The organism is Saccharomonospora glauca K62, assembly GCF_000243395.2.
In the GTDB taxonomy this organism is placed as follows: domain Bacteria; phylum Actinomycetota; class Actinomycetes; order Mycobacteriales; family Pseudonocardiaceae; genus Saccharomonospora; species Saccharomonospora glauca.
The window spans coordinates 3,002,570-3,024,970 of sequence record NZ_CM001484.1; the positions used below are offsets into that span (position 1 = coordinate 3,002,570).

Genomic DNA, 22,401 nt, shown 5'->3' on the forward strand with positions numbered 1-22,401 from the left:
TTCTCACCGGTCGACGGCGCCGGGTGTCCGAACGTTGACAGCCGTGTTGACGACGCCGCCGCGAAGGAATACTCCCCTCCACAAACGCTCCCCATCTTGGCGGTTGTGACACTCGATGACCAGTGGCCGTCGGCAGGGTCACCGATGTGAGAGGCGTAAGATCCATCACACGGCGTGCCACGATCGATTCGGTAACCCGGATAAAACGCTCGGAAACCTCCCAATAGTGTTGCGACCGTGCCCCGAATCCTGATGCCTCGCGGCAGACGCGGGCGTTGGCTCGCGCTGCTGTCCGCGGTCGCCGTCCTGGTCGCGGGTGTGCTGGTGTGGGTCGGAACCGACGACCGACCACCCGGTTACACGACACGGGAGGCCGTCGTCGACGTGGCCGCCGCGCCGGGCTCCGACGAGCGCGTGCACCTGGACACCACGCTGTACGTACCCGAGCGGACGCCCGCCCCCGCCGTACTGCTGCCCCACGGTTTCGGCGGTGACAAAAACAGCGTCACCCGTGAGGCCACGGAACTGGCCGAGCGCGGTTTCGTCGTGCTGACGTATTCGGCGAGGGGGTTCGGCCGCAGCACGGGGCAAATCGCCCTCAACGACCCGGACCACGAGATCGCCGACGCCTCACGGCTGCTGGACTACCTGGCCGACCGGCCCGAGGTGCTGCTCGACGCGGACGGTGACCCCCGCGTCGGTGTCACCGGGGCGTCCTACGGGGGCGCGGTCGCCCTGCTGCTCGCGGGCACCGACGACAGGGTCGACGCCATCGCCCCCGTGATGACGTACAACGACCTGGAGCAGGCACTCCTGCCCAACGCCGCGACGAGCGAGGAGGTCGACGACCGCACTCCCGCGCCCGGCGCGTTCTCCGCCGACGGAGTCTTCAAGCAGGCGTGGGCGGGCACGTTGTTCTCGGCCGGGCTCGGCCCCGCGCTGCCCGCCGCACCCGGCGCGGAGGCCCCGGAGCCCGGTGACGAGCCCGAGGAGAGCGAGGACACCGGCGTGTCCCCCGGTACGGGGGGAGCGAGTCTTCCCGTGCCCGGACAACGCCTCCCCGACGGCGAGGCCGGGTCGGGCTCGTGCGGCCGCTTCACTGAGCAGGTGTGTGCCGCCTACACCGACGTGGCCACCGACGGGGTCGCCGAGGAGGAGACGCGGGCCCTCCTCCGGCGGGTGTCCCCGGTGTCGGTCACCGACCGCATCACCGTGCCGACGTTGCTGGTGCAGGGCACCGCGGACACCCTGTTCGGGCTCGACCAGGCGGACGCCAACGCCCGGCAGATCACCGAGGCGGGCGGCGACGTGTCCGTGATCTGGTACACGGGCGGCCACGACGGCGGCGTGCCCGGTCCTCAGTTGCGCGGCACCATCGCCGACTTCCTCCACCACCACCTCACCGGGGAGGGCGAGGACCCCGCCGTCCCCTTCGCCTACGAAGTCCAGGGGGCACTGCGCACCAACGGCTCCCCGTCCGTGCGCGCCGTCGAGGCCGCCGCCTATCCGGGGCTGGCCTCCGAGCCGACCGAGCGGCGGCGGATCGCGCTCGCCGGGGGCGAGCAGGTCGCCCGGCGGCCGCCGGGCGCCACCCCCGCCGGTATCAGTGGCCTGCCCGGCCTGAATCGCGTCGTGGCCAACTCGTCACGGCTCTCCGGCCTTTTCACCATCGACCCACCGGGCCAGGCGGCCACGTTCGTCTCGCGACCGATGGACTCCCAGGTGCTGGTCACGGGAGCCCCGACCGTGAAGCTGAACGTCGCCGCCGCGTCGGAGGAGGCACGGGGCCGGGACGCGGTGCTTTTCGTCAAGTTGTACGACGTCAGCCCCAACGGCTCCCGGACTCTGCCCGGCAACGCCGTCGCCCCCGTGCGGATCCCCTCGCTGCCCGACGACGGATCGCCGGTCGAGGTGACGGTCACGCTGCCCGGCGTCGTCCGGCCGGTCGAGGCGGGACACAGCCTGCAGCTCGTCGTGGCCACCACCGACCAGGCCTACGCCACGCCGACGGAACCGGCGGCCTACCGGATCTCCCTGGCCGGCGACCCGGCGGTCTCCGTTCCCCTGGTGCCCGGCACCACGGTGACCTCCGGATGGCCCGTCGCCCAACTGCTCGGCATCGGCGGCGTGCTCGTCGTGGTCGCCCTGGTGGCCGTGGTCGCGGCGCTTCGGCGCCGGAGGTCGCACCAGGTGGACCCCGACCTCGTCGACACTCCGCTGGTGATCCGCAACCTAACCAAGTCCTACCCCGGTGGGTTGACCGCCGTGAAGGGCCTGTCGTTCCGGGTGGAGCGCGGTCAGGTGCTGGGGCTGCTCGGCCCCAACGGCGCGGGCAAGACCACGACGTTGCGCATGTTGATGGGCCTGATCCGGCCCACCGAAGGCGACATCACGGTGTTCGGTCGCCCGGTCTCCCCTGGCGCGCCGGTGCTGTCCCGGATCGGCTCCTTCGTCGAGGGGTCCGGGTTCCTGCCCCACCTGTCGGGCGCGGCGAACCTCGAACTGTACTGGGCTGCCACCGGACGGCCCGCCGAACAGGCCCACTTCGAGGAGGCCCTGGAGATCGCCGGACTCGGTGACGCCGTCCACCGCAAGGTCCGCACCTACAGCCAGGGCATGCGGCAGCGCCTGGCCATCGCCCAGGCCATGCTCGGGCTGCCCGACCTGCTCGTCCTCGACGAACCCACCAACGGGCTGGATCCGCCGCAGATCCACCAGATGCGTGAGGTGCTGCGTCGCTACGCGGCCACGGGGCGCACGGTGCTCGTGTCGAGCCACCTGTTGGCCGAGGTCGAGCAGACGTGTACGCACGTGGTCGTCATGCATCGCGGCACGCTCGTGGCCTCGGGCAAGGTCAGCGACATCGTGTCCGCCGGCGGGGAGGCCACGTTCCGCGTGGACGACCCGGAGGCCGCGGTGAAGGTCCTGCGCGCCACCGACGGTGTGGTGACCGCACGGGTCGACGGCGACGTCGTGCACGCCGACCTCGACGACATGCCGCGGTCCGCGGCCGTGGCCGCCCTGGTGCGGGCGGGCGTGGCGGTCGAACAGGCGGGCCCACGGCGTCGGTTGGAGGACGCGTTCCTCCAGCTGGTCGGAGAAGGGGAGCAGGAGCGATGAGCAAGGCCGACAAGCCCGGTAACCGCACGGACGAGGGCGTGCACACCGATCCCGCCGCGCTGGAGAACCTCAGCGCGGCGGGCTCCCCCAGTACCGAGGTCGGTCCGGACGGCGGTGTGGTGGGTTATCGGCCCGGCCGGACCCTGCGGCTGGGTGTGGAGCTGCGGCGGCAACTGCGTCGGCGCCGCACCCAGCTGGTGCTCGCCCTCGCGGCGTTGCTGCCGTTCATCCTGGTGGCGGCGCTGGAGATCGGGGACGCCAACCCGAATCGTCGGTCCGGTGGGTTCATCGACCTGGCCACGGCCAGCGCGCCCAACTTCGTCGTGGTGGCAATGCTGGTGTCGGGCTCGTTTTTGCTGCCGATGATCGTCGCCTTGTACTTCGGCGACACCGTCGCCAGTGAGGCGTCGTGGTCGAGCATGAAGTACCTGCTCGCCATCCCCGTCCCCCGGCATCGGTTGTTGCGGCAGAAAGCCGTCGCCTCCGCGCTGCTGTCGGCCCTCACCCTCGCGGTGCTTCCGCTGGTGGCGCTGGTCGTCGGCGTCGTGTGGTACGGGGCGGGCGAGGCGATCAGCCCCACGGGCGACTCCGTGTCGTTCGGCGCGAGCGTGGTGGCGATCGCGCTCGGGACGGTCTACATCGTCGTCCAGCTGTCCTGGGTGGCCGCCCTGGGCCTGTTGCTGAGCGTGTCCACGGACGCTCCGCTCGGAGCGGTTGGCGGCACGGTGTTGGTGTCGATCCTGTCCCAGATCCTCGACCAGATCACCGCGCTCGGCGATTTGCGGGACTTCTTGCCCACGCACTTCTCGTTCGCCTGGATGGACCTGATCGCCACCGACGTCGACTGGACGAACATGGCCAACGGTGCTTTGTCGGCGGTGCTGTACGCGGCGGTGTTCGGGCTGCTCGCGGCGCGACGGTTCGCGACGAAGGACATCACGAGCTGACACCGGCGTTCGCCTCACCCCCGGATCAGGGCTTCGCGGATGGCACGTCCGCCGAGCGTGGGAGACAATTTGAGGACGTATCCGTTCTCGTCTCCACTGCTCGTCCCGCACTCACCATTCGAGGGGTTCGGTATGCCTCGACCGGTTCACTTCGAGATTCACGCCACCGACCCGGAGCGCGCGATCACGTTCTACACCGCCGTGTTCGAGTGGTCGTTCGAACGCTCGGGACCGGAACCGTACTGGCTGGTCACGACGGGTGAGGGACCGGGCATCGACGGGGGTCTCGCGCAACGCGAGGGGCCGATGCCCGATCCCGACGCCAGCGTGAACGCCTTTCCGCTCACCATCGAGGTGTCCGATCTCGACATGCTGACCCGAGAGGTGGAGCAGGCCGGAGGGACCGTCGTGTCCGCGAAGCGACCCATCACGGGGCTCGGATGGATCGCCTACTGCCGCGACACCGAAGGAAATCTCTTCGGCGTGCTCCAACCCGATCCGAGCGTGGAGTGACCGCCTCCGGTCACTGCACTCCGGCGGCGTCCATGCCGCGCAGTTCCTTCTTCAACTCGGCGATCTCGTCGCGGAGCCGAGCGGCCAGCTCGAACTGCAGGTCCCGAGCCGCCTGCATCATCTGCTCGGTGAGCTGCTGGATGAGATCGGCGAGTTCCGCCCTGGGCATGTCGGAGACGTCGCGATCGGCCAGCACGCCCGAGCTGCGCACGCGGTCGCCCTGTTCCGGCTTCTTGCCGCGCGAGGCATTGCGGCCGGAGCCGCCCACCTCGATCTCCTGCTCGGAGTCCTCGGCCTCGCTGTAGACGCGGTCGAGGATGTCGGCGATCTTCTTCCGCAGCGGCTTCGGGTCGATGCCGTGTTCCTCGTTGTAGGCGATCTGCTTCGCGCGCCGCCGGTTGGTCTCGTCGATGGCGTACTGCATCGACTCGGTGATCGTGTCGGCGTACATGTGGACCTGTCCCGACACGTTCCGGGCGGCCCGCCCGATCGTCTGGATCAACGACGTGCTGCTGCGCAGGAACCCTTCCTTGTCGGCGTCGAGGATCGCGACCAGCGACACCTCCGGCAGGTCGAGCCCCTCACGCAGGAGGTTGATGCCGACGAGCACGTCGAAGTCGCCCGAGCGTAGTTGCCGGAGCAGCTCCACCCGGCGCAGCGTGTCGACCTCCGAGTGCAGGTACCGGACTCGGATGCCGAGTTCGAGCAGGTAGTCGGTGAGGTCCTCGGCCATCTTCTTGGTCAGGGTGGTGACCAGTACCCGCTCGTCCTTCTCGGCGCGCACCCGGATCTCGTGCACGAGGTCGTCGATCTGCCCCTCGGTGGGCTTGACGATCACCTCGGGGTCGACCAGGCCGGTGGGCCGGATGACCTGCTCGACGAACTCCCCGCCGGTCTGTCCCATCTCGTACGGTCCCGGCGTCGCGGACAGGTAGACGGTCTGCCCGATCCGGTCGGAGAACTCCTCCCACGTCAACGGCCGGTTGTCCAGCGCGCTGGGGAGGCGGAACCCGTGTTCGACCAGCGTCCGCTTCCGCGAAGCGTCGCCTTCGTACATGCCGCCGATCTGGGGCACGGTGACGTGCGACTCGTCAATGACCAGGAGGAAGTCCTCGGGGAAGTAGTCGAGCAGCGTGGCGGGGGCGGAGCCGGGCGGTCGGCCGTCGATGTGGCGCGAGTAGTTCTCGATGCCCGAGCAGAAACCGACCTGCCGCATCATCTCGATGTCGTAGGTGGTGCGCATCCGCAGGCGCTGGGCCTCCAGCAGTTTGCCCTGCTTCTCCAGCTTCGCGAGCTGTTCCTCCAGCTCGGCCTCGATGCCGCGGATGGCCTTCTCCATCCGCTCCGGTCCCGCGACGTAGTGCGTGGCGGGGAAGATGCGGACCTCGTCGACCTCCTTGACGATGTCGCCGGTCAGCGGGTGCAGATAGTACAGCTTGTCGATCTCGTCGCCGAAGAACTCCACGCGCACCGCGAGTTCCTCGTACGCCGGGATGATCTCCACGGTGTCGCCGCGCACGCGGAAGGTGCCGCGCGCGAACGCCAGGTCGTTGCGGGTGTACTGCACATCGACCAGGGCGCGCAGGAAGGTGTCGCGGTCGACCTCCTCCCCCACGGCGAGGCGGGTGGAGCGGTCGAGGTACGACTGGGGCGTGCCCAGACCGTAGATGCAGGAGACGCTCGACACCACGATGACGTCGCGGCGGGACAGCAGGTTCATCGTGGCGGAGTGCCGCAGCCGCTCGACGTCGTCGTTGATCGACGAGTCCTTCTCGATGTAGGTGTCGGTCTGCGGGACGTACGCCTCGGGTTGGTAGTAGTCGTAGTAGCTGACGAAGTACTCCACCGCGTTGTGCGGGAAGAACTCGCGCAGTTCGTTGGCCAGCTGGGCGGCCAGGGTCTTGTTGGGGGCCATCACGAGCGTGGGCCGCTGCAACCGCTCGATCAGCCACGCCGTGGTGGCCGACTTCCCCGTGCCGGTGGCACCGAGCAGCACGACGTCCTTCTCACCCGCCCGAAGCCTGCGTTCCAGTTCGTCGATGGCCGCGGGCTGGTCACCTGCGGGTTCGTAGTCGCTGACCACCTTGAACCGGCCGTCGGCCCTGGGGATCTCGGAGATCGGCCGGAAGTCCGAGTGTGCGAGTACGGGATGTTCGGTCGCGAAAGCCACGTCTCCAGGGTAGGCGCCCGCACCGACGATTCCGCCTCCGGAACACTCCCCCACGCTCTGGTTCCCGGTGCCCGAATCCACCAGGATGTGCGGGCATGGGCGCACATCCGCCGAAGCGCGAGCGCTTCGATCTGTCCGCAGGCGTCAACATCGACCCCAAGGGCGTCAGCAGAGCCGTGGAGGAGTTCCGGCTGGAGGAGTTCGGACTCTACATGGCCCGGCCCGCTCCCGGCCGACCCCAGTTCCACTACCTCGAATCGTGGCTGTTGCCCGAGCTGGGGCTGCGCGTCACCGACTTCTGGTTCAACCCCGGACACGAGCTGGATCAGGATTTCTACATCGACGTCGTGTCGGTGGAGGTCCACGACACCGAGTGGGCCACCACGGACCTGTACCTGGACCTGGCGGTCCGTGCGGGCAAGCGGGTCACGGTGCTGGACACCGACGAGCTGCTGGAGGCGGTGGCGCAGGGGCTGCTCCCCGTGGACACCGCGCGGGAGGCCCTGGAGCGCACCTACCGCACCGTCGAGGCGCTGACCGCGCACGACTACGACCTGCCTCGGTGGCTGGCGAGCATCGGGATGCCCACGACGTGGCGTCGTCACCCGTCGCTCGACTGATCCCCGCGCGGCTCGTCGAGCTCCGTTCCGGCGAGGGCACCGTGCCGATGCGGTGCCCTCGCCACGAGATCACCGTGCCGGCGTGTCGGGCGTCCACCCCGTGCGCGTGGCCCACTCCTCGGCCCTGCCGAACGCCGCGTTGACCCACGGCTGCTTGTCCTCGGCGTAGCCGGCCACCGTTCCCGAGTCGGCGTGCTCGGCCGCGAGCCGCTTCTTCACCTCGGCGTAGGCGGCGAGCTCGTCCGGGTTCGCCCGCATCCAGTCGCGGAACAACAGCGCCCGCCGCCACGCGGGGGTGCTCTGGACCCGTACGTGCACGTTCGCCGGTCGTGCCGGGTCGGCGCCGAAGTGCAGGTGTTTGGTCCATCGCTTCTCGTCACCGAGCGGCTCGTCCCACCACTCCCCGTCGTCGCGGACGTACCCGGCGTCGGACAGCGGCTCGGCGATCGCCTCGGCGTCGGCCGACGTGGGCACGACGATCTGGAAGTCGAGGACGTCCTTGGCGGGCAGGCCGGGAATCGCGGTGGACCCGATGTGGTCCATCCGCAGCGCCACGTGGCCCACCGCCGCGCGCATCCGCGCCAGGGCGCGTTCGGCCTGGACGGGCCAGGTCTCGTCGGGTGGGGCAAGGACGGGAGAGGCCGGGGGCCGAGGCCGTCGCAGTCGAATGTTCGCCTCGTAGGGCACCAGTCGTTCGGTCCACAGCCGGTCCACCCGCGCGAGCACGGTGTCCCGGTCGCCGCTGTTGTCCAGCCACACGTCGGCCACCGCGCGGCGGGCCTCGGTGGTGGCCTGCGCGGCGATTCGGGCGCGTGCGTCGGCTTCCGCCATGCCACGGGACTCGACGAGCCTGCGCACCCGGACGTCCTCGTCGGCGTCCACCACAATCACCAGGTGGTATCCCGCGGCGAGGTTGTTCTCCACCAGCAGGGGCACGTCGTGGACGACGATCGCGTCGGCCGGGGCCTCGGCGAAGTACTCCACGGTTCGCGCGCCGATCCTGGGGTGCAGGATCGCGTTCAGCCGTTGCCGGGACTCGTCGTCGGCGAAGGCCTTGGCCGCGAGGGCGCCGCGGTTCAACGCCCCGGTCTCGTCGAGGACGTCCTCCCCGAAGGCCGCCACGACCTCGGCGAGCCCTTCGGTGCCCGGCTCCACGACCTCTCTGGCGATCGCGTCGGCGTCGACCACCACCGCGCCGTGCTCGGCGAGCCGTGCGGCCACGGTCGACTTTCCGGCTCCGATCCCACCCGTCAGTCCCACACGCAACATGGGCCGTATTCAATCACCGGTGTCCAGTCCGGAAGCGAAAAGCCTTGAGAAAGAATGTGGCCCCAGTCCACCACGGGACCGGGGCCACGAACTTACGACCGTTCAGGTGCTACTCACGCACCGCCGGACAGCTTCTCGCGCAGGGCCGCGAGCTGCTCGTCGCTGGCGAGCGTGCCGCCCGAGCGCTCCTGGTCGGACTGCGAGGAGCCGTAGCTGGTCTCGCCACCGGCGGCCTCGGCGGCAGCGGCGGCGTTGGCCGCCTGCGCCTCGGCGACCTGGCGCATGTGCTTCTCGTAGCGAGCGTGAGCCTCGGCGTACTGCCGCTCCCACTCCTCACGCTGCTTCTCGTAGCCTTCCTGCCACTCCTGCGTGTCGGGGTCGAAGCCCTCGGGGTAGATGTAGTTGCCCTGCTCGTCGTACTCCGCCGCCATGCCGTACTGCGTCGGGTCGAACTCGGCGTCGGGGCTGTAACCCTCGTTGGCCTGCTTCAGCGACAGGGAGATGCGACGGCGCTCCAGGTCGATGTCGATGACCTTGACCATGACCTCGCCGCCGACCTGCACGACCTGCTCGGGGATCTCGACGTGGCGCTCGGCCAGCTCCGAGATGTGCACCAGGCCCTCGATGCCCTCCTCGACGCGGACGAACGCGCCGAACGGGACGAGCTTGGTGACCTTGCCCGGCACGATCTGGCCGATGGCGTGGGTGCGGGCGAACTGACGCCACGGGTCTTCCTGGGTGGCCTTCAGCGACAGGGACACGCGCTCGCGGTCCATGTCGACGTCCAGCACCTCGACCGTGACCTCCTGGCCGACCTCGACGACCTCGCTCGGGTGGTCGATGTGCTTCCAGGACAGCTCCGACACGTGCACCAGACCGTCGACACCGCCGAGGTCGACGAACGCACCGAAGTTGACGATGGAGGAGACGACACCCTTGCGGACCTGGCCCTTGGCGAGCGCGTTGAGGAACTCGCTGCGGACCTCGGACTGGGTCTGCTCCAGGTAGGCGCGGCGGGACAGCACCACATTGTTGCGGTTCTTGTCCAGCTCGATGATCTTGGCTTCGAGCTCGCGGCCCACGTAGGGCTGCAGGTCGCGCACCCGGCGCATCTCGACGAGCGAGGCGGGCAGGAAGCCGCGCAGACCGATGTCGAGGATCAGGCCGCCCTTGACGACCTCGATGACCGTGCCGCGAACCGGCTCGTCCTTCTCCTTGAGCTCCTCGATGGTGCCCCAGGCGCGCTCGTACTGGGCGCGCTTCTTGGAGAGGATCAGACGGCCTTCCTTGTCCTCCTTCTGCAGGACAAGAGCCTCCACCTCATCACCGACGGCGACAACCTCGGCCGGGTCGACATCGTGCTTGATGGAAAGTTCGCGGGACGGGATGACACCCTCGGTCTTGTAACCGATGTCGAGCAGCACTTCGTCGCGATCGACCTTGACGATGGTGCCTTCCACGATGTCGCCATCGTTGAAGTATTTGATTGTCTTGTCGATAGCAGCGAGGAAGTCTTCCTCCGTCCCGATGTCGTTCACGGCGACCTGCTTCGCCTGGGCGTTCGGGGCGGTGGTGGTGTCGATGGTCATTAGGTGGGTTGCTCCGGTTAGCGGCTTGGTCTCGTGGATGTGCAGTTTGCGTGCGCGGGGTGGGAACGACGATGACGGTCTCAGCAGTTCGGGCAGAACGGCCGCGACATCACCGAATGGTGCGCGAACCCGAGATCCAGCATGTGTCAGCTGGGCCGAAGGCAGCGCGAACCCACTGCGCTGATTGTCATCTTACGCGGAGACGTCGCCCCGGCACAATCAGGGGTCTGCCCCCCGCCACGGGCTACGACACACCGACAATGGCGAGGTGGTCGACACGAACTCTCCCGATCGTCACGCCGAGGCCGAGGCGGTGCTCGGCACCACCGGCGTCGCCCATCGCGACGTGGACGCCGCCGAGGCCACGGCGGCCAATCTGGCCTGGTGGGACGCCGACGCCGACGCCTATCACGACACCCACGGCGACTTCCTCGGCGAGGCCGACTTCGTGTGGTGTCCGGAGGGCCTGCGCGAGGAGGACGCCCGGCTGCTCGGCGACGTCTCGGACGCCGACGTGCTGGAAGTGGGGTGCGGTTCGGCACCCTGCGCCCGCTGGCTCGTCTCCCGTGGCGCGCGGGTCGTCGGGTTCGACCTGTCGGGCGGCATGCTCCGCCATGCCCTGGACGGCAATCGGCGTACCGGCCTGCGTCCGGCGCTCGTGCAAGCCGACGCCCAGCACCTGCCGTTCGCCGACGCCGCCTTCGACGTCGCCTGCTCGGCGTTCGGCGCCATCCCGTTCGTACCGGACGTCGAGGTCGTCTTCCGGGAGCTCTTCCGCGTCCTGCGGCCCGGCGGTCGCTGGGTCTTTTCGACCACGCACCCGCTGCGCTGGATCTTTCCCGACGACCCCGGACCGAACGGGCTCACCGTCACGCAGCCGTACTTCGACCGCACGCCGTACGTCGAGGTCAACGCCGAGGGCCGGGCGACGTACGTCGAGTACCACCGCACCCTCGGCGACTACGTCCGCGCGTTGCACGCCTCGGGCTTCCACCTCACCGACCTCGTGGAACCCGAGTGGCCCGACGGGCACATACGGGTCTGGGGTCAGTGGAGCCCCCTGCGCGGCAAGCTGTTTCCCGGCACCGCCGTCTTCTGCTGTGTGAAACGGCCGTGAGCTTCGCCCGGCTCGACCCGCTGCTGCCCGACGCCGTCGATCCCGGCGAGGGGGAACGGCTGACCGCCACCGTCGCGGGCGGGGGCGAGGTGTCGGCGGTGCTCTACCGCGCCCGGCACGACGGCTGGTCGGCCCTGTGGCATCCGCGCCTGGTGTGGGAGCTGGCTCCGGTGTCCCCGGACACCGGAGCGGACGGGATGTCGGCGCTGCTCACCGCGCTGCGGCGGCGGATGCGCCGGGAGAATCCGGGCCCCGACTCGGCGTGCAGCGTGACCTGGCCCAGTCGTGACCTCGCCGCGGCGGAGGCCCTGGTCTGGCACGGTTTCGCCCCGCGCGCGGTGCTCGCCGTCCGGAAGGCCACTCGCGAGTCCGGCGAGGTCCCCGGTGGTCGCGTGGGCGTGGAGATCAGGTCGGTGGCCGACGACGCCCTCGTGGACGACCTGCGCGAGTTGTGGCTCGCCGAGTGGCGCTACGCCGTCTCGGTCGGTGCGGCGGTGCCGAGGGACGACGCCCCGGAGCTGCTGGAGGGGGCGCTGCGACGGGCGGTGTCGGTGGGCGAGCCGATGTGGGTCGCCGAGGCCGACGGCGTCGTCGTGGGGCTAGCGTTGTGCCGTCACCCCGCCCCGCACCCACGGTTGCCGTCGGGGTCCTGGGCACAAGTGCACACCGTGTCGGTGGCGCCCGAGGCCCGTGGTCGGGGCGTCGGACGCGCGCTGACCGCGGTCGCGCACGAGCGGTTCCGCGCGCGGGGAGCGCACGGCACCTACGTGTTCTACAGTCCCCACAACGCGTTGTCCTCGGTGTTCTGGCACCGCCGGGGATACCATCCACTCTGGACCACCTGGGAGGCTCGCCCCGCGACCGCGGTGCGCTGAGCAGGACACACGGTGCGCGATGACCGACCCGAGCGGCCTGGTGGCCGCGCAGACCCAACGACACGCCTCGCTCGACCCGCTGCTTCCCCCCACCACGGTTCCCGACCGGGGCGACATGCTGGTCGCCACGCTCGCGCGCGGCACGCAGGTCGCCGGCCTGCTCGACATACGCACCGAGCGGGGGCGCCGGGTGTGGGCGTTGACCCCGCTGCTGGGCGACCACGGCGGCGAGGGCATGGAGGCCGTGCTACGTGCTCTGCGCGCCCGGCTCGACCGCACTCCCGTGCCCGCCGACTCGGTGTGCACGCTGGCCTGGCCCAGCCTGGATGCCGATTGCACTCGCCCGCTGCTGGATCACGGCTTGGTGCCCGTGCTCGCGCTGGGTGTGCGTGTCGGCGCCACGCCCCGGAATCCGTCCGGGGCGGCGTCGGTGGCGGTCCGGCGGTCGAGCTCCCGTGACGCCGGGGCCGTCGCACGCCTTGTCCGGCGAGCGGAGCCTTCGCAGCGGTGTTCGTCCCTCGTGCCGAAGAGCTTTCTCGACGGGACCTCGCCGGGCAGCGAGTGGATGGCGGAAAGCGGGTCCCGTACCGGGGAACCGCTCGCGGGCATGATGCGCCTCGGGGAGGCGCATCGGCGGACGCCGGGCTTCGCGAGCCTGCTCCCGGAAGGCAACTGGGGGTGGATCGTTCGGCTCCTGGTCGATCCACGAAAGCGGGGGCGCGGGGTCGGCGGTGCGCTCGTCGCCGCCGCGCACGACGTCTTCGCACGTCGGGGGCTGGAGCGCAGCCTCACCTGGTACAGCCCGCTCGACTCCCCGGCCGCGGCGTTCTGGCACCGGCAGGGCTACCGGCCGCTGTGGACGGTCTGGCAGTGCGAGCCCGCGTCGGCGCTGCGCTGAAGGGCGCGGAAGGAAGGGGGCGCCGGGCGCCCTAGCCCCCTAGCCCGTGGCCGAGAACGGGTGCCTGGGCATCGCGCCGACGATGCCGTGCACCCGGGGACGCGGAATCGCGGGGTACGGACGACGGTGGCCGATCTCGTGTCGCGCCGAGGGCGCGCCCGCGAGCGCCTGCTCCACGGCGGCACGCACTCCCGCGACGATCTCTGCCTGGCCGAGGGGGCGGGTGTCGTCGAACGCGGACACGTCGCCGAGGAAGACGTACTGGGTGGGCCTGCCGGACGGCTGGATCGGCACCGGAGCGGCCTCGGTCATCGACTGCACTTCCACCGCGGGGGCCGTGGGCGACAGCAAGGGTTCCACCGCCTCCAGCACCGGCTCCCGGTAGGCCTCGTGCAGCCACGTGACCAGCAGGTCGATGGGCTCGCCGTCCACCGTCTTCGCCACGCGCCGGGCCAGCTCCTCTGGCTGGTCCCAGTGCGCCTCCACCCACACTGCGCGGCCGGTGGGCGGGATATCACCGTCGGCCGGCACCGGCGCGTACCGCCGGGAAGGAACCACCACGCGCCAGCCGTGGCCGACCAGATCGCGTACTACGTCACTCAACATGCCCGCACCGGCGAGGATCAATGCTGTCGGAGCCATATTTGATATGTACCCGGACGAGCGATTTTTCAACCGGTCGGACGATGTGAGCCCGTTCTCGGCCCCGTGGCTCAGTGGGCTGGTTCAGTGGGCGGCGTCGTTCCACGACCGGCCGAAGCCCACCGACACCTCCAACGGCACCGACAGCTCGTAGGCCGAGCCCATCTCGCGCCGCACGAGGCGCTCCACCTCCTGCCGCTCGCCCTCGGCGACCTCCAGCACCAGCTCGTCGTGCACCTGGAGCAACACGCGGCTGCGCAGGCCCGCGTCGGTGAGCGCGCGGTGCACCCCGAGCATGGCGACCTTGATGATGTCCGCCGCGCTGCCCTGGATCGGGGCGTTGAGGGCCATGCGCTCGGCCATCTCGCGGCGCTGCCGGTTGTCGCTGGTGAGGTCGGGCAGGTACCGGCGTCGACCGAAGATGGTCTGCGTGTAGCCGTCCCTGGCCGCGCGGTCAACCACGCTGCGCAGGTAGTCGCGCACCCCGCCGAAGCGCAGGAAGTACTCGTCCATCAGGCCCCGCGCCTCCTCGGCGGAAATGCGGAGCTGCTGCGACAGGCCGTAGGCGGACAGCCCGTAGGCGAGCCCGTAGTTCATCGCCTTGATCTTGGCGCGCTGTTCGCCGGTGACCTCGGTGGGGTCGACGCCGAAGACGCGCGCCGCCGTGGCCGCGTGGAAGTCGAAGCCCGACTGGAACGCCTCGATGAGCGCCTCGTCGTTGGACAGGTGCGCCATGATGCGCATCTCGATCTGGCTGTAGTCGGCGGTCATCAGCTCGGCGTAGCCCTCGCCCACCACGAACGCCTCGCGGATACGGCGCCCTTCCTCGGTGCGCACCGGGATGTTCTGCAGGTTGGGGTCCACCGAGGACAGCCGGCCCGTCGCCGCGATCGTCTGGTGCAGGGTGGTGTGGATACGGCCGTCGTCGGCGATCGACTTGATCAGCCCCTCCACCGTGGTCCGCAGCTTGGTGGCGTCACGGTGTTCGAGCAGGTACTGCAGGAAGGGGTGTTCCGTCTTCTCGTACAGCGTCTGCAGCGCGTCGGCGTCGGTGGTGTAGCCGGTCTTGGTGCGTTTCGTCTTCGGCATTCCCAGCTCGTCGAACAGCACCACCTGGAGCTGTTTCGGCGAGCCCAGGTTGATCTGCTTGCCGATCACGCGATACGCCTGCTCGGTGGCCTGCTTGACCCGGCTCGAGTAGTGGGCTTCGAGCGTGGTGAGCGCGTCGGCGTCCACCGCGATGCCGGCCGCCTCCAGCTCGGTGATCACCGACAGCAGCGGTAGTTCGATGTCGCGCAGCAGCGCGGTGCCGCCCGTGTTGTCGAGTTCGTCGGCCAGCGCCGACGACAGCTCCAGAATCGCGCGCGCCCGCACCAGCTCGTCGTGCACGACCTGGTTGTCGGCGTCGGTGTCGAGCAACGACAGCTGCCCGTCATTCCGGGTGTTCTCCGCGCGCAGCTCCCGCTGCAGGTAGCGCAGCACCAAATCGTCCAGCTTGAACGACCGCTGTCCCGGCCGCACCAGGTAGGCGGCCAGTTCGGTGTCCATCACCAGCCCGGCGAGCCGCCAGCCGCGGGCGCGCAGGGCGTGCAGCGGCGTCTTCAGCGAATGACCGACCTTGCGGATCTCCTCGTCGGCCAGCCAGTCGGCCAGGGCGCGTTCGTCGTCCTCGGTCAGCGCGGTGACGTCGAGATAGGCTCCCTGGGCATCGGAGGTCGCCAGGCTGATCGAGCTGACGTCGGAGGACACCGACGATCCCGTGGTGACGAACGCCAGCCCCACCGTGGTGCCCGCTCCGGCGTGCTTGGACAGCCAGTCGGCGACCGTGCCGGGTTGCAGGGCCGAGCCCGCGACCTCGAAGCCGGAGTCGGCCTCCGGCTCGGCGTTGGACAGCGACGCGAACAGCCGGTCGCGCAGCACGCGGAACTCCAGCTCGTCGAACAACCGGTGCACGGCGTCGCGGTCCCAGGAACGCACCTTGAGGTCCTCGGGCCCCAGCTCCAGCGGCACGTCGCGCACCAGCTCGGTGAGCTGGCGGTTGAGCATCACGGAGTCGAGGTGGGCCCGCAGCGCGTCGCCCACCTTGCCCTTGACCTCGTCGACCCGGTCGATCAGCTCGGCGAGGGAGCCGAATTGGCGCACCCACTTGGCCGCCGTCTTCTCTCCCACGCCGGGGATGCCGGGCAGGTTGTCCGACGGGTCGCCGCGCAGGGCCGCGAAGTCGGGGTACTGCGCGGGCGAGAGCCCGTACTTCTCCTGCACCCCGGCCGGGTCGAACCGGACCAGGTCGGAGACGCCCTTCCGCGGATACAGCACGGTGACGGAGTCGTTGACCAGTTGCAGCGCGTCGCGGTCGCCGGTACAGATCAGGACCTCGTAGTCGTCGCCGGCCCGCGTGGTCAGGGTGGCGATCAGGTCGTCGGCCTCGTAGCCCTCCTTCGCCAGCACCGGGATGGACAACGCCGCGAGGATCTCCTTGATCAGCTCGACCTGGCCCTTGAAGTCGTCGGGCGTCGCCGAGCGGTTCGCCTTGTAGTCGGCGAACGCTTCCGAGCGGAAAGTCTTGCGCGAGACGTCGAACGCCACGGCCACGTGGGTGGGCGCCTCGTCGCGCAGCAAGTTGATCAGCATGGAGGTGAACCCGAACACCGCGTTGGTGACTTGCCCGGTGGAGGTCCGAAACCGGTCGGCGGGCACCGCGAAGAAGGCCCGGTACGCCATCGAGTGGCCGTCGATGAGCAGCAGCCGCGGTGTGTCGTTCGCAACGGAGGTGTTCTGGTTGGGGCTCACGCTCGTGAGTCTAGGGTGAACGTCCGACAGCCTCGCTGCCCCTCGGCAGCGACTCCGATCGACCCGACCCAGGGAGCCACGCCGGTGACCGAGAACCCGTCCGAGGAGCGGTTGCGCGCCCTCCTGTCAGGCATTTCCCCCGAGATCGCCGAGCAGCAGTTGAACGACAAGCTCGGCATCACGTTCGTGGACCTGACCCCGGAACGCGTCAGCGGCACCATGCCGGTCAAGGGCAACCTTCAGCCCTTCGGGTTACTGCACGGAGGCGCCAACGCCGTCCTGGCCGAGTCGCTCGGGTCGGTCCTCGCTGCGTTGCACGCCGGTCCCGACAGGTTGGCGGTGGGGCTGGAGCTGTCGTGCACCCACCACCGTGCGGTGCGTTCGGGGTCGGTGACCGGGGTGGCCACTCCCCTGCACGTCGGCCGCTCGACGGTCACCTCCGAGATCGTCATCACCGACGAGTCGGGACGGCGTACCTGCACCGCGCGCCTCACCTGCATGGTGCGCGGCCGCAAGCCGAGCGCCTGAGAGGCTCGTCCCCCGCCCTCCCGAGTCCGGGATGGACATTCCGCGGACAGCCGCGAGCGGTACCGTTCGCGATGTCCCCCGACACGGTGGAAACCCGCGCCGCGACGCCTCGCCCGGTCTCGGCGAAAAGCCAGTTCAGCCGGGGAAAGTCGGGTGGCAGCGCCATTTCCGCGCCACGGGGTCGTGACCGTTCGGCGTCTGCTTGCCGCGCCTTCCGGCCGTTAGCCTTGCCGCCATGCCCGCCCACCTGCGTCCCGTCGACCTCGACGAGCCCGCCGCTTCCGGCTATCCGCACTACCGCGAGCTGCTGGGGACCGACCGGCTCTCGCCGCTGCGACTGCCGACCGAGGCGGAGCTCGCCGCTGCGGCGCGCCGGAGTCCGTGGCTGTCGGCCACCCGATCTCTGGCGTTGTGGGTCGGCGACGGACGTGTCGTGGACGACGCGACGGGCGGTTTGGCAAGGCGGGACGCGGCGCTGGCGGTGAAGGAGTTGTCGGCCTCCCGAACCGTGCCCGGCGGGCTCGCGCCCACACCGGTCGAGATCGCGCAGTGGTGGGAGCTCGCCGACGATCTCGGGTTTCTCGACTGCGCCGGGCACACCGCCACCGTGGCGTCCGGTGTGGACTCCTGGCCGGACGGTGACGACGCCACCGTGCTCGGTCTGTGGAAGCAGGCGTTCGCCTCGCTGTGCGCGTGGAGTCTTTCCCTCGACACCGAGTTGGCCGGGGAACCTCGGCTGCGGTTACACGGGGCCGGAGCCACCGTGCTGCCCTTGTTCGCGGCCAGGGAGAGCGGTCTCGGCCTGGCGGAGCTGAGCGCGATGGTTCGTGAGGTCGCGATGCTCGACGCCGACGGCGAGTGGTCGGCGGCGGTCTGGGACCGGTGGGTGGCGGAGCGCGGCGATCCCGCCGAGGTGCTGTACCGGCGGCTGGTTCAGCTGGGCGCGGTGGAGATTCACGCCGGGACGGTGCGGCTGACGGCGTTGGGGTTGTTCGCGCTGTGGTCGGAGATCAAGGCGGAGGTGGACATCCCGCTCCTGCCCGCCGTCGAGCACATGAGCGCGGCCGACATGGTGTCGGTGGCGCTGTTGGGCACCGCCGAACAGGTCGACGCGGAGTGGCGGGCGTGGTCGGCGACCCGCACGGCGGCCGAGGCCGCGAGCGAACTCGCCGCCGTCGCGGTGGCGGGCGGTGCGAGCGAGCGTGCCGCGGCGACCGCGTTGCTCCGAAAACTCGGCCCGGAAGCGCACGAGGTCTGGCACGACCTGCTGGAGGTGCCGGCGCTGCGCCCCTATGCCAAACGAGCTCTGGGCGAGGGTGAGTCGGCGGGGATGAGCCTTACCGACCACGACGTTGCGTGGTTGACGGCCGACATGTTCTGCGATGTCGACGTCGAGCATCCCCCGGACCGGATCGGCGAGCTGCTGGCGGCCACGGTCGCCGCGGGCGAGGAAGGAGTGTTCGACGTGTTGCGGCGACTCGACCATCCCGGCGCGGCCGCCGCGCTCCGCGTGTTCGGCCAGTACCACCCCGACGGGAAAGTCGCGAAAGCAGCACGCAGAGCCGCTTTCACGGCGCGGGCGTCGGCCACGCCGGATCGACCTTCCGGGCCGGGGTGAGCGGGCCTTACTTGCCGATGTTCTCGATGACCGCTTCGGCGACCGCCTTCATGGTGGTGCGCCGGTCCATGGCGGTGCGCTGGATCCAGCGGAAGGCGTCGGGCTCGGTGAGTCCCTGGTGGGTCATGAGCAGGCCCTTGGCGCGGTCGATGAGCTTGCGGGTCTCCAGCCGGTCGTTCAGGCTCTTGACCTCGGCCTCCAGGGCCTGGAGTTCGGCGAACCTGCTGACGGCGAGTTCGATGGCGGGCACGAGGTCCCGCTTGGCGAACGGCTTCACCAGGTAGGCCATGGTGCCGGCCTCGCGGGCGCGCTCGATGAGGTCGCGCTGGCTGAACGCGGTGAGGATCACCACGGGGGCGATGCGGTCACCGGCGATCTTCGCGGCCGCCTCGATGCCGTCGAGCTTGGGCATCTTGACGTCGAGGATGACGAGGTCGGGCTTGAGCTCCGAGGCCAGCTTGATGGCTTCTTCCCCGTCGCCCGCTTCACCGATCACCTCGTAGCCCTCTTCGCGAAGCATCTCGACGAGGTCAAGGCGAATCAGCGCCTCGTCTTCGGCGACGAGAACGCGGCGCTGCGGAGCGGGAGCGGCATCGTTGCTTTCGGTAGCCGCTTCGGTCACCGGATTCCTCCTGGGAACGTTCGACGGGTCTGGATTGGGGCGGTAGTCCGCTACCTCGAGATTACCGGTAATCGAGGGCGCGGTCGGGATGGCGTTCACCACGTACTGTGATCATCCCGAACTCTGATACGGCCGTTGTACAGGCATGTTGCCGTTAAGCTAACCCCGCCGCCACCCGGTGGAGCGACGGGCAGTAAACTACGGACTACGCCCCCGTAGCCCAATCGGCAGAGGCAGCGGACTCAAAATCCGTCCAGTGTGCGTTCGAGTCGCACCGGGGGCACTGGCTGTAACCACACGAAACGGCCCCTCACCAGGCACAACGCGGTGAGGGGCCGTTCTCGTACTGTCCGGCCGTGTCCGGCTACGTCCCGTCGTCACCGGCTGGCTGCGGTCTATTCGCGGTCTCGCGCGTAGGGCAGCTCGCCAGAACGGGCGCGTAGCCGCTTACCGGCTCACCAGCTCTCGGAGCTCGTCCGGCGTCAACCAGGGTGATGTGCGGTGGATCATGCGGTGGCAGTTCGAGCACAGCAGCACGAGGTCCTTCAAGCGGGTTGTCGTCTCTCCTGAGGCGTGCAGCGGGACTGCATGGTGGCACTCGATGTAGCCCTCCCCGCGGTCGCCGTAGACCTTGCCGAAGTCGAAGCCACAGACCTCGCACGCCAACCGATCGTGTGTCTTGAGAAACTCTTCGATCTTGCGCCTCCGTAGCTTCGGGTTGCGCTCCCGAGCCAGGTGACGCCTCTCAAGCAATCGCCCCTCAGCCGCCGCGGGCTCATCGCTCTCCTCCTCGGCAGGCGGATATGCGATCTCCTCGAAGAGGCCACGCTTTGCCCCTTCCCTGATCGCCGCGGCAGCAGCGCGCATCTCGTCAGGCCGTTCAAGGAAGTCCCGCAGCACTTCTCGGTCAATCGCGCCGCCTTTGGTGGGCTTACCGGTGTAGTCGGGATGCCAGGTGGCGATGTCGGCGGTCTTTCTCGAAACCCCGTTCGGGTTCCGGAACTTGGGCCCACGTACCTCCGGTGGGTGCAGCGGAAGGAGCTGTAGCAGTTCTGACAGTTCGTGAATGCGCGGGTCGTCCGCCCACAACCGGTACCAGTTGTTCTCGAACACAAGATCACATGCGAGGATGACTTCGTCCCGCACCCACGCTGGGGGTCGGGACGAAGTCACCTGGAATCCGAGCGCCTTTAGCCTCCTCGCGACCGTCTGCTCACCGCCCGAGAACTCTTGCGCTTGCAGTGGTTCCCGTCCTTCGAGATAGCCATGAGCAACACCGAGTATCGCCTTCGAGTCGTAGCTGTTCCCCTCGTGGAGCAGCAAGTACGAGCGTGCTTGCCCGTACCCGTACTTCGCCAAGAAGTCGTCTCGGCCAATTTGGTCGTGTTCAGCGATCGCTGCGAGCACCGCAGGACGTGTGACGTCGGAAATTCCCATGAAAGCAGGCTAGCTGCGCGAGATTAACGACGTGGCTTGTTCAATCGAGTTCCCTCGGCAAGCCGAGCACGCGGTTGATTCGTTCTCGTGCGGCGTCCTCCTGCCCAGCGAGGACCTTGGCGTAAATCTGGTGCAGGACCGCAACGGAATGGCCTGCCCATTCAGCCACCTGAGTCGACGGCACGCCTGCCGCAAGCCACGTCGACACGCATGCGTGGCGCAAGTCGTACGGCCGCTTTCCAAGCACAGAGGTGTACTCGGCTTCGGTGAGTGCCGTCTTCCGCGCCTTGTCCCACACCCTGGCCACGGTCGATTCGGCAATGTCTCCTCCGACGAGGTTGCGGAAGAGGCGACCGTCCCCAGCCGTTCCATGACGCTCGATGTGTGCGTGCAGCAGCTCGGTGAGCGGCGGAGGGCAAGGTACATGCCTGATCTCGCCCTTCCCCCTCTGCTTGAGCTGCCGCCTGTCCCGGCGCTTCCCGGAATCGGTCCATGCGGCCCCTGCGGTCGGGGCTGTTTCCGAGATGAGCAATTCGCCCCATCCAGAGGACGGGAGCTGTAGGTCTTGCTTGCGGAGCATCGCGGCCTCTTCCGGCCGCAGCCCGGAGTAGTACATGGCTCCGAAGAAGGCGACGAGCATCGGGCCAGAGGACCGGCGAGGCTGTCCGTCGACACGCTGTTCACCAACGGCGGCGAGTAGGCGACGGGCCTGCTCCGGATTGATGACCACGCGCTTGTCGATGGCCTTGACTTCCTTGGGCGCAGTCCACTTGATGTCTCGGAGTCCGTTCACCCGAAGCAGCCGCCTCTCGACTGCGTACTCAAGCGCGTTGTAAAGAACAGCCCGCTTCCGAGCGACCGTCTTGGCCCCCGCAGGCTTGCCGTCCATCCGCAACGCCAACTGTTCGAGCACGCGACGTACAACAGCCGGATCCTCCAGCCGGGAGACCGGCAAGGTGTTCCCGTCGAGCCAGCGCAGCGCCTTCTCGACATCCCTTGGCTTGTCACCAGTTCGCCGCTTGGTGTTGAAGGCCCAGCCAGTCATCGCCCGGCGCAAGACCTTGTCTTCGGGCTTGCCTCGCGCCGATGTGAGCATGGCGAGCGTCGCTGTCGCCATCGTGTCAGCGTTACCGGCACGGGACTTCGCCGCCGCCCGTGGCCACTTCATGTCGATGTACTCCTGAGCGAAAGAGAACCACGGCTTGTCGTCGAGGTCACGGCCGACACTCAGCGGAAGACCATCCGACACGCGGAAGGCCTCCCCTGCCTTCTGCGCAGATACAAGCATGGAACGAAAGCTGTCTGCGAGGGAGCGGGTGGCATACGACTTCGACCGTTCCTTGCCGCCCACCGACCAGCGAACGACATACGACTTGCGCCCTGGCTTACCGTTCTGCGAGCGGCCCATCTTCTCCCTGAGCTGCCAGATACGGACCTCGAAAGTCGTCTCCATCAAGCAGCGGCCTCCTCGGTGTGAGCGTCGAGCCACCGATCGAGATCACTCCGGCGGATACGGATCTCTCCGTTCGGCAGCTTGATGCACCTCGGCGCACGTCCCTTGGCGCGCCACTCGTAAAAGGTTGATCGAGCGATGTCGAGTTCTGCGCAGAGCTGCGCGACTGTGAGTTGTTGACGCTGACCCATTC

Annotated in this window: 18 protein-coding genes and 1 tRNA gene; 10 read left to right on the forward strand and 9 right to left on the reverse strand. The window is 69.1% G+C overall.

The window, feature by feature from the left end; genetic code table 11:
• Positions 1 to 252: 252 nt before the first annotated feature.
• From SACGLDRAFT_RS14025 to SACGLDRAFT_RS14035, 3 genes are all read left to right on the forward strand, one after another.
• Positions 253 to 3,120, forward strand: coding sequence for an alpha/beta fold hydrolase (locus SACGLDRAFT_RS14025; RefSeq protein WP_005465474.1), 2,868 nt, complete (start codon positions 253 to 255; stop codon positions 3,118 to 3,120).
• Entirely contained in the window at positions 3,117 to 4,067 is a 951-nt protein-coding gene (locus SACGLDRAFT_RS14030; protein WP_005465475.1) for an ABC transporter permease, read from the forward strand. The genes SACGLDRAFT_RS14025 and SACGLDRAFT_RS14030 overlap by 4 nt, the downstream gene beginning before the upstream one ends.
• A gap of 132 nt (positions 4,068 to 4,199) precedes the next feature.
• On the forward strand, positions 4,200 to 4,580 hold the full coding sequence (locus SACGLDRAFT_RS14035) for a VOC family protein (RefSeq protein ID WP_005465476.1): 381 nt from the start codon (positions 4,200 to 4,202) through the stop codon (positions 4,578 to 4,580).
• A 10-nt stretch (positions 4,581 to 4,590) separates the two neighbouring features.
• Here SACGLDRAFT_RS14035 and uvrB read toward each other — a convergent pair whose 3' ends face one another.
• Complete coding sequence (gene uvrB / locus SACGLDRAFT_RS14040) at positions 4,591 to 6,750, reverse strand: excinuclease ABC subunit UvrB (RefSeq protein WP_040920000.1); 2,160 nt, start codon at positions 6,748 to 6,750, stop codon at positions 4,591 to 4,593.
• A 95-nt stretch (positions 6,751 to 6,845) separates the two neighbouring features.
• Here uvrB and SACGLDRAFT_RS14045 point away from each other — a divergent pair, with 95 nt between their 5' ends.
• Positions 6,846 to 7,370, forward strand: coding sequence for a DUF402 domain-containing protein (locus SACGLDRAFT_RS14045; RefSeq protein ID WP_005465478.1), 525 nt, complete (start codon positions 6,846 to 6,848; stop codon positions 7,368 to 7,370).
• Positions 7,371 to 7,439: 69 nt separating this feature from the next.
• Here SACGLDRAFT_RS14045 and coaE read toward each other — a convergent pair whose 3' ends face one another.
• Together coaE and rpsA are read right to left on the reverse strand one after the other, a co-directional pair.
• The gene (gene coaE, locus SACGLDRAFT_RS14050; protein WP_005465480.1) at positions 7,440 to 8,639 is read right to left on the reverse strand and encodes a dephospho-CoA kinase; all 1,200 of its coding nucleotides are present in this window, start codon (positions 8,637 to 8,639) and stop codon (positions 7,440 to 7,442) included.
• 113 nt (positions 8,640 to 8,752) lie between these two features.
• Entirely contained in the window at positions 8,753 to 10,228 is a 1,476-nt protein-coding gene (gene rpsA, locus SACGLDRAFT_RS14055) for a 30S ribosomal protein S1 (RefSeq protein ID WP_005465481.1), read from the reverse strand.
• Positions 10,229 to 10,496: 268 nt separating this feature from the next.
• Here rpsA and SACGLDRAFT_RS14060 point away from each other — a divergent pair, with 268 nt between their 5' ends.
• From SACGLDRAFT_RS14060 to SACGLDRAFT_RS14070, 3 genes are read left to right on the forward strand one after another with little or no spacing between them, the layout of a single operon-like run.
• Positions 10,497 to 11,345 (forward strand): class I SAM-dependent methyltransferase, encoded by an 849-nt coding sequence (locus SACGLDRAFT_RS14060; RefSeq protein WP_040919076.1) that lies wholly within the window; start codon positions 10,497 to 10,499, stop codon positions 11,343 to 11,345.
• Positions 11,342 to 12,220 carry a GNAT family N-acetyltransferase gene (locus SACGLDRAFT_RS14065; protein WP_005465484.1) on the forward strand — a complete coding sequence of 293 codons (879 nt, stop codon included), beginning with the start codon at positions 11,342 to 11,344 and terminating at the stop codon, positions 12,218 to 12,220. Before SACGLDRAFT_RS14060 ends, SACGLDRAFT_RS14065 begins: the two co-directional genes overlap by 4 nt.
• 19 nt (positions 12,221 to 12,239) lie before the next feature.
• The gene (locus SACGLDRAFT_RS14070) at positions 12,240 to 13,118 is read left to right on the forward strand and encodes a GNAT family N-acetyltransferase (RefSeq protein ID WP_005465485.1); all 879 of its coding nucleotides are present in this window, start codon (positions 12,240 to 12,242) and stop codon (positions 13,116 to 13,118) included.
• A gap of 39 nt (positions 13,119 to 13,157) precedes the next feature.
• On the opposite strand, the gene SACGLDRAFT_RS14075 is transcribed toward SACGLDRAFT_RS14070, so the two are convergent.
• Positions 13,158 to 13,760: a Rossmann-fold NAD(P)-binding domain-containing protein gene (locus SACGLDRAFT_RS14075; protein WP_005465487.1), complete on the reverse strand. Its 603-nt coding sequence runs from the start codon at positions 13,758 to 13,760 to the stop codon at positions 13,158 to 13,160.
• Between the two features lie 84 nt (positions 13,761 to 13,844).
• The gene (gene polA / locus SACGLDRAFT_RS14080) at positions 13,845 to 16,550 is read right to left on the reverse strand and encodes a DNA polymerase I (RefSeq protein ID WP_005465489.1); all 2,706 of its coding nucleotides are present in this window, start codon (positions 16,548 to 16,550) and stop codon (positions 13,845 to 13,847) included.
• An 84-nt stretch (positions 16,551 to 16,634) separates the two neighbouring features.
• On the opposite strand from polA, the gene SACGLDRAFT_RS14085 reads away from it, so the two are divergent.
• Together SACGLDRAFT_RS14085 and SACGLDRAFT_RS14090 are read left to right on the forward strand one after the other, a co-directional pair.
• Positions 16,635 to 17,078, forward strand: a complete 444-nt coding sequence (locus SACGLDRAFT_RS14085; RefSeq protein ID WP_005465490.1) for a PaaI family thioesterase — start codon at positions 16,635 to 16,637, stop codon at positions 17,076 to 17,078.
• 235 nt (positions 17,079 to 17,313) lie between these two features.
• Positions 17,314 to 18,696, forward strand: coding sequence for a hypothetical protein (locus SACGLDRAFT_RS14090; protein WP_005465491.1), 1,383 nt, complete (start codon positions 17,314 to 17,316; stop codon positions 18,694 to 18,696).
• 7 nt (positions 18,697 to 18,703) lie between these two features.
• On the opposite strand, the gene SACGLDRAFT_RS14095 is transcribed toward SACGLDRAFT_RS14090, so the two are convergent.
• Positions 18,704 to 19,318, reverse strand: a complete 615-nt coding sequence (locus SACGLDRAFT_RS14095; RefSeq protein WP_005465492.1) for an ANTAR domain-containing response regulator — start codon at positions 19,316 to 19,318, stop codon at positions 18,704 to 18,706.
• A 209-nt stretch (positions 19,319 to 19,527) separates the two neighbouring features.
• On the opposite strand from SACGLDRAFT_RS14095, the gene SACGLDRAFT_RS14100 reads away from it, so the two are divergent.
• A tRNA-Leu gene (locus SACGLDRAFT_RS14100) sits at positions 19,528 to 19,601 on the forward strand.
• A 164-nt stretch (positions 19,602 to 19,765) separates the two neighbouring features.
• On the opposite strand, the gene SACGLDRAFT_RS14105 is transcribed toward SACGLDRAFT_RS14100, so the two are convergent.
• Genes SACGLDRAFT_RS14105 through SACGLDRAFT_RS21945 form a run of 3 tightly spaced genes read right to left on the reverse strand, consistent with a single transcriptional unit; the run spans position 19,766 to position 22,399 of the window.
• Positions 19,766 to 20,755 (reverse strand): HNH endonuclease, encoded by a 990-nt coding sequence (locus SACGLDRAFT_RS14105; RefSeq protein WP_040919078.1) that lies wholly within the window; start codon positions 20,753 to 20,755, stop codon positions 19,766 to 19,768.
• Positions 20,756 to 20,795: 40 nt separating this feature from the next.
• On the reverse strand, positions 20,796 to 22,208 hold the full coding sequence (locus SACGLDRAFT_RS14110; RefSeq protein WP_005465494.1) for a tyrosine-type recombinase/integrase: 1,413 nt from the start codon (positions 22,206 to 22,208) through the stop codon (positions 20,796 to 20,798).
• Positions 22,208 to 22,399 carry a helix-turn-helix transcriptional regulator gene (locus tag SACGLDRAFT_RS21945; RefSeq protein ID WP_005465496.1) on the reverse strand — a complete coding sequence of 64 codons (192 nt, stop codon included), beginning with the start codon at positions 22,397 to 22,399 and terminating at the stop codon, positions 22,208 to 22,210. The genes SACGLDRAFT_RS14110 and SACGLDRAFT_RS21945 overlap by 1 nt, the downstream gene beginning before the upstream one ends.
• Positions 22,400 to 22,401: the final 2 nt, after the last annotated feature.

What these genes read in the sequence shown, in the direction of transcription:
- SACGLDRAFT_RS14075 (WP_005465487.1), bottom strand. Translation starts at nt 13,760, where the DNA reads ATGGCTCCGACAGCATTGATCCTCGCCGGTGCGGGCATGTTGAGTGAC.
- SACGLDRAFT_RS14070 (WP_005465485.1), top strand. Translation starts at nt 12,240, where the DNA reads ATGACCGACCCGAGCGGCCTGGTGGCCGCGCAGACCCAACGACACGCC.
- SACGLDRAFT_RS14045 (WP_005465478.1), top strand. Translation starts at nt 6,846, where the DNA reads ATGGGCGCACATCCGCCGAAGCGCGAGCGCTTCGATCTGTCCGCAGGC.
- SACGLDRAFT_RS14105 (WP_040919078.1), bottom strand. Translation starts at nt 20,755, where the DNA reads ATGGGAATTTCCGACGTCACACGTCCTGCGGTGCTCGCAGCGATCGCT.
- SACGLDRAFT_RS14035 (WP_005465476.1), top strand. Translation starts at nt 4,200, where the DNA reads ATGCCTCGACCGGTTCACTTCGAGATTCACGCCACCGACCCGGAGCGC.
- rpsA (WP_005465481.1), bottom strand. Translation starts at nt 10,228, where the DNA reads ATGACCATCGACACCACCACCGCCCCGAACGCCCAGGCGAAGCAGGTC.
- SACGLDRAFT_RS14110 (WP_005465494.1), bottom strand. Translation starts at nt 22,208, where the DNA reads ATGGAGACGACTTTCGAGGTCCGTATCTGGCAGCTCAGGGAGAAGATG.
- SACGLDRAFT_RS21945 (WP_005465496.1), bottom strand. Translation starts at nt 22,399, where the DNA reads ATGGGTCAGCGTCAACAACTCACAGTCGCGCAGCTCTGCGCAGAACTC.
- SACGLDRAFT_RS14030 (WP_005465475.1), top strand. Translation starts at nt 3,117, where the DNA reads ATGAGCAAGGCCGACAAGCCCGGTAACCGCACGGACGAGGGCGTGCAC.
- coaE (WP_005465480.1), bottom strand. Translation starts at nt 8,639, where the DNA reads ATGTTGCGTGTGGGACTGACGGGTGGGATCGGAGCCGGAAAGTCGACC.
- SACGLDRAFT_RS14025 (WP_005465474.1), top strand. Translation starts at nt 253, where the DNA reads ATGCCTCGCGGCAGACGCGGGCGTTGGCTCGCGCTGCTGTCCGCGGTC.
- SACGLDRAFT_RS14090 (WP_005465491.1), top strand. Translation starts at nt 17,314, where the DNA reads ATGCCCGCCCACCTGCGTCCCGTCGACCTCGACGAGCCCGCCGCTTCC.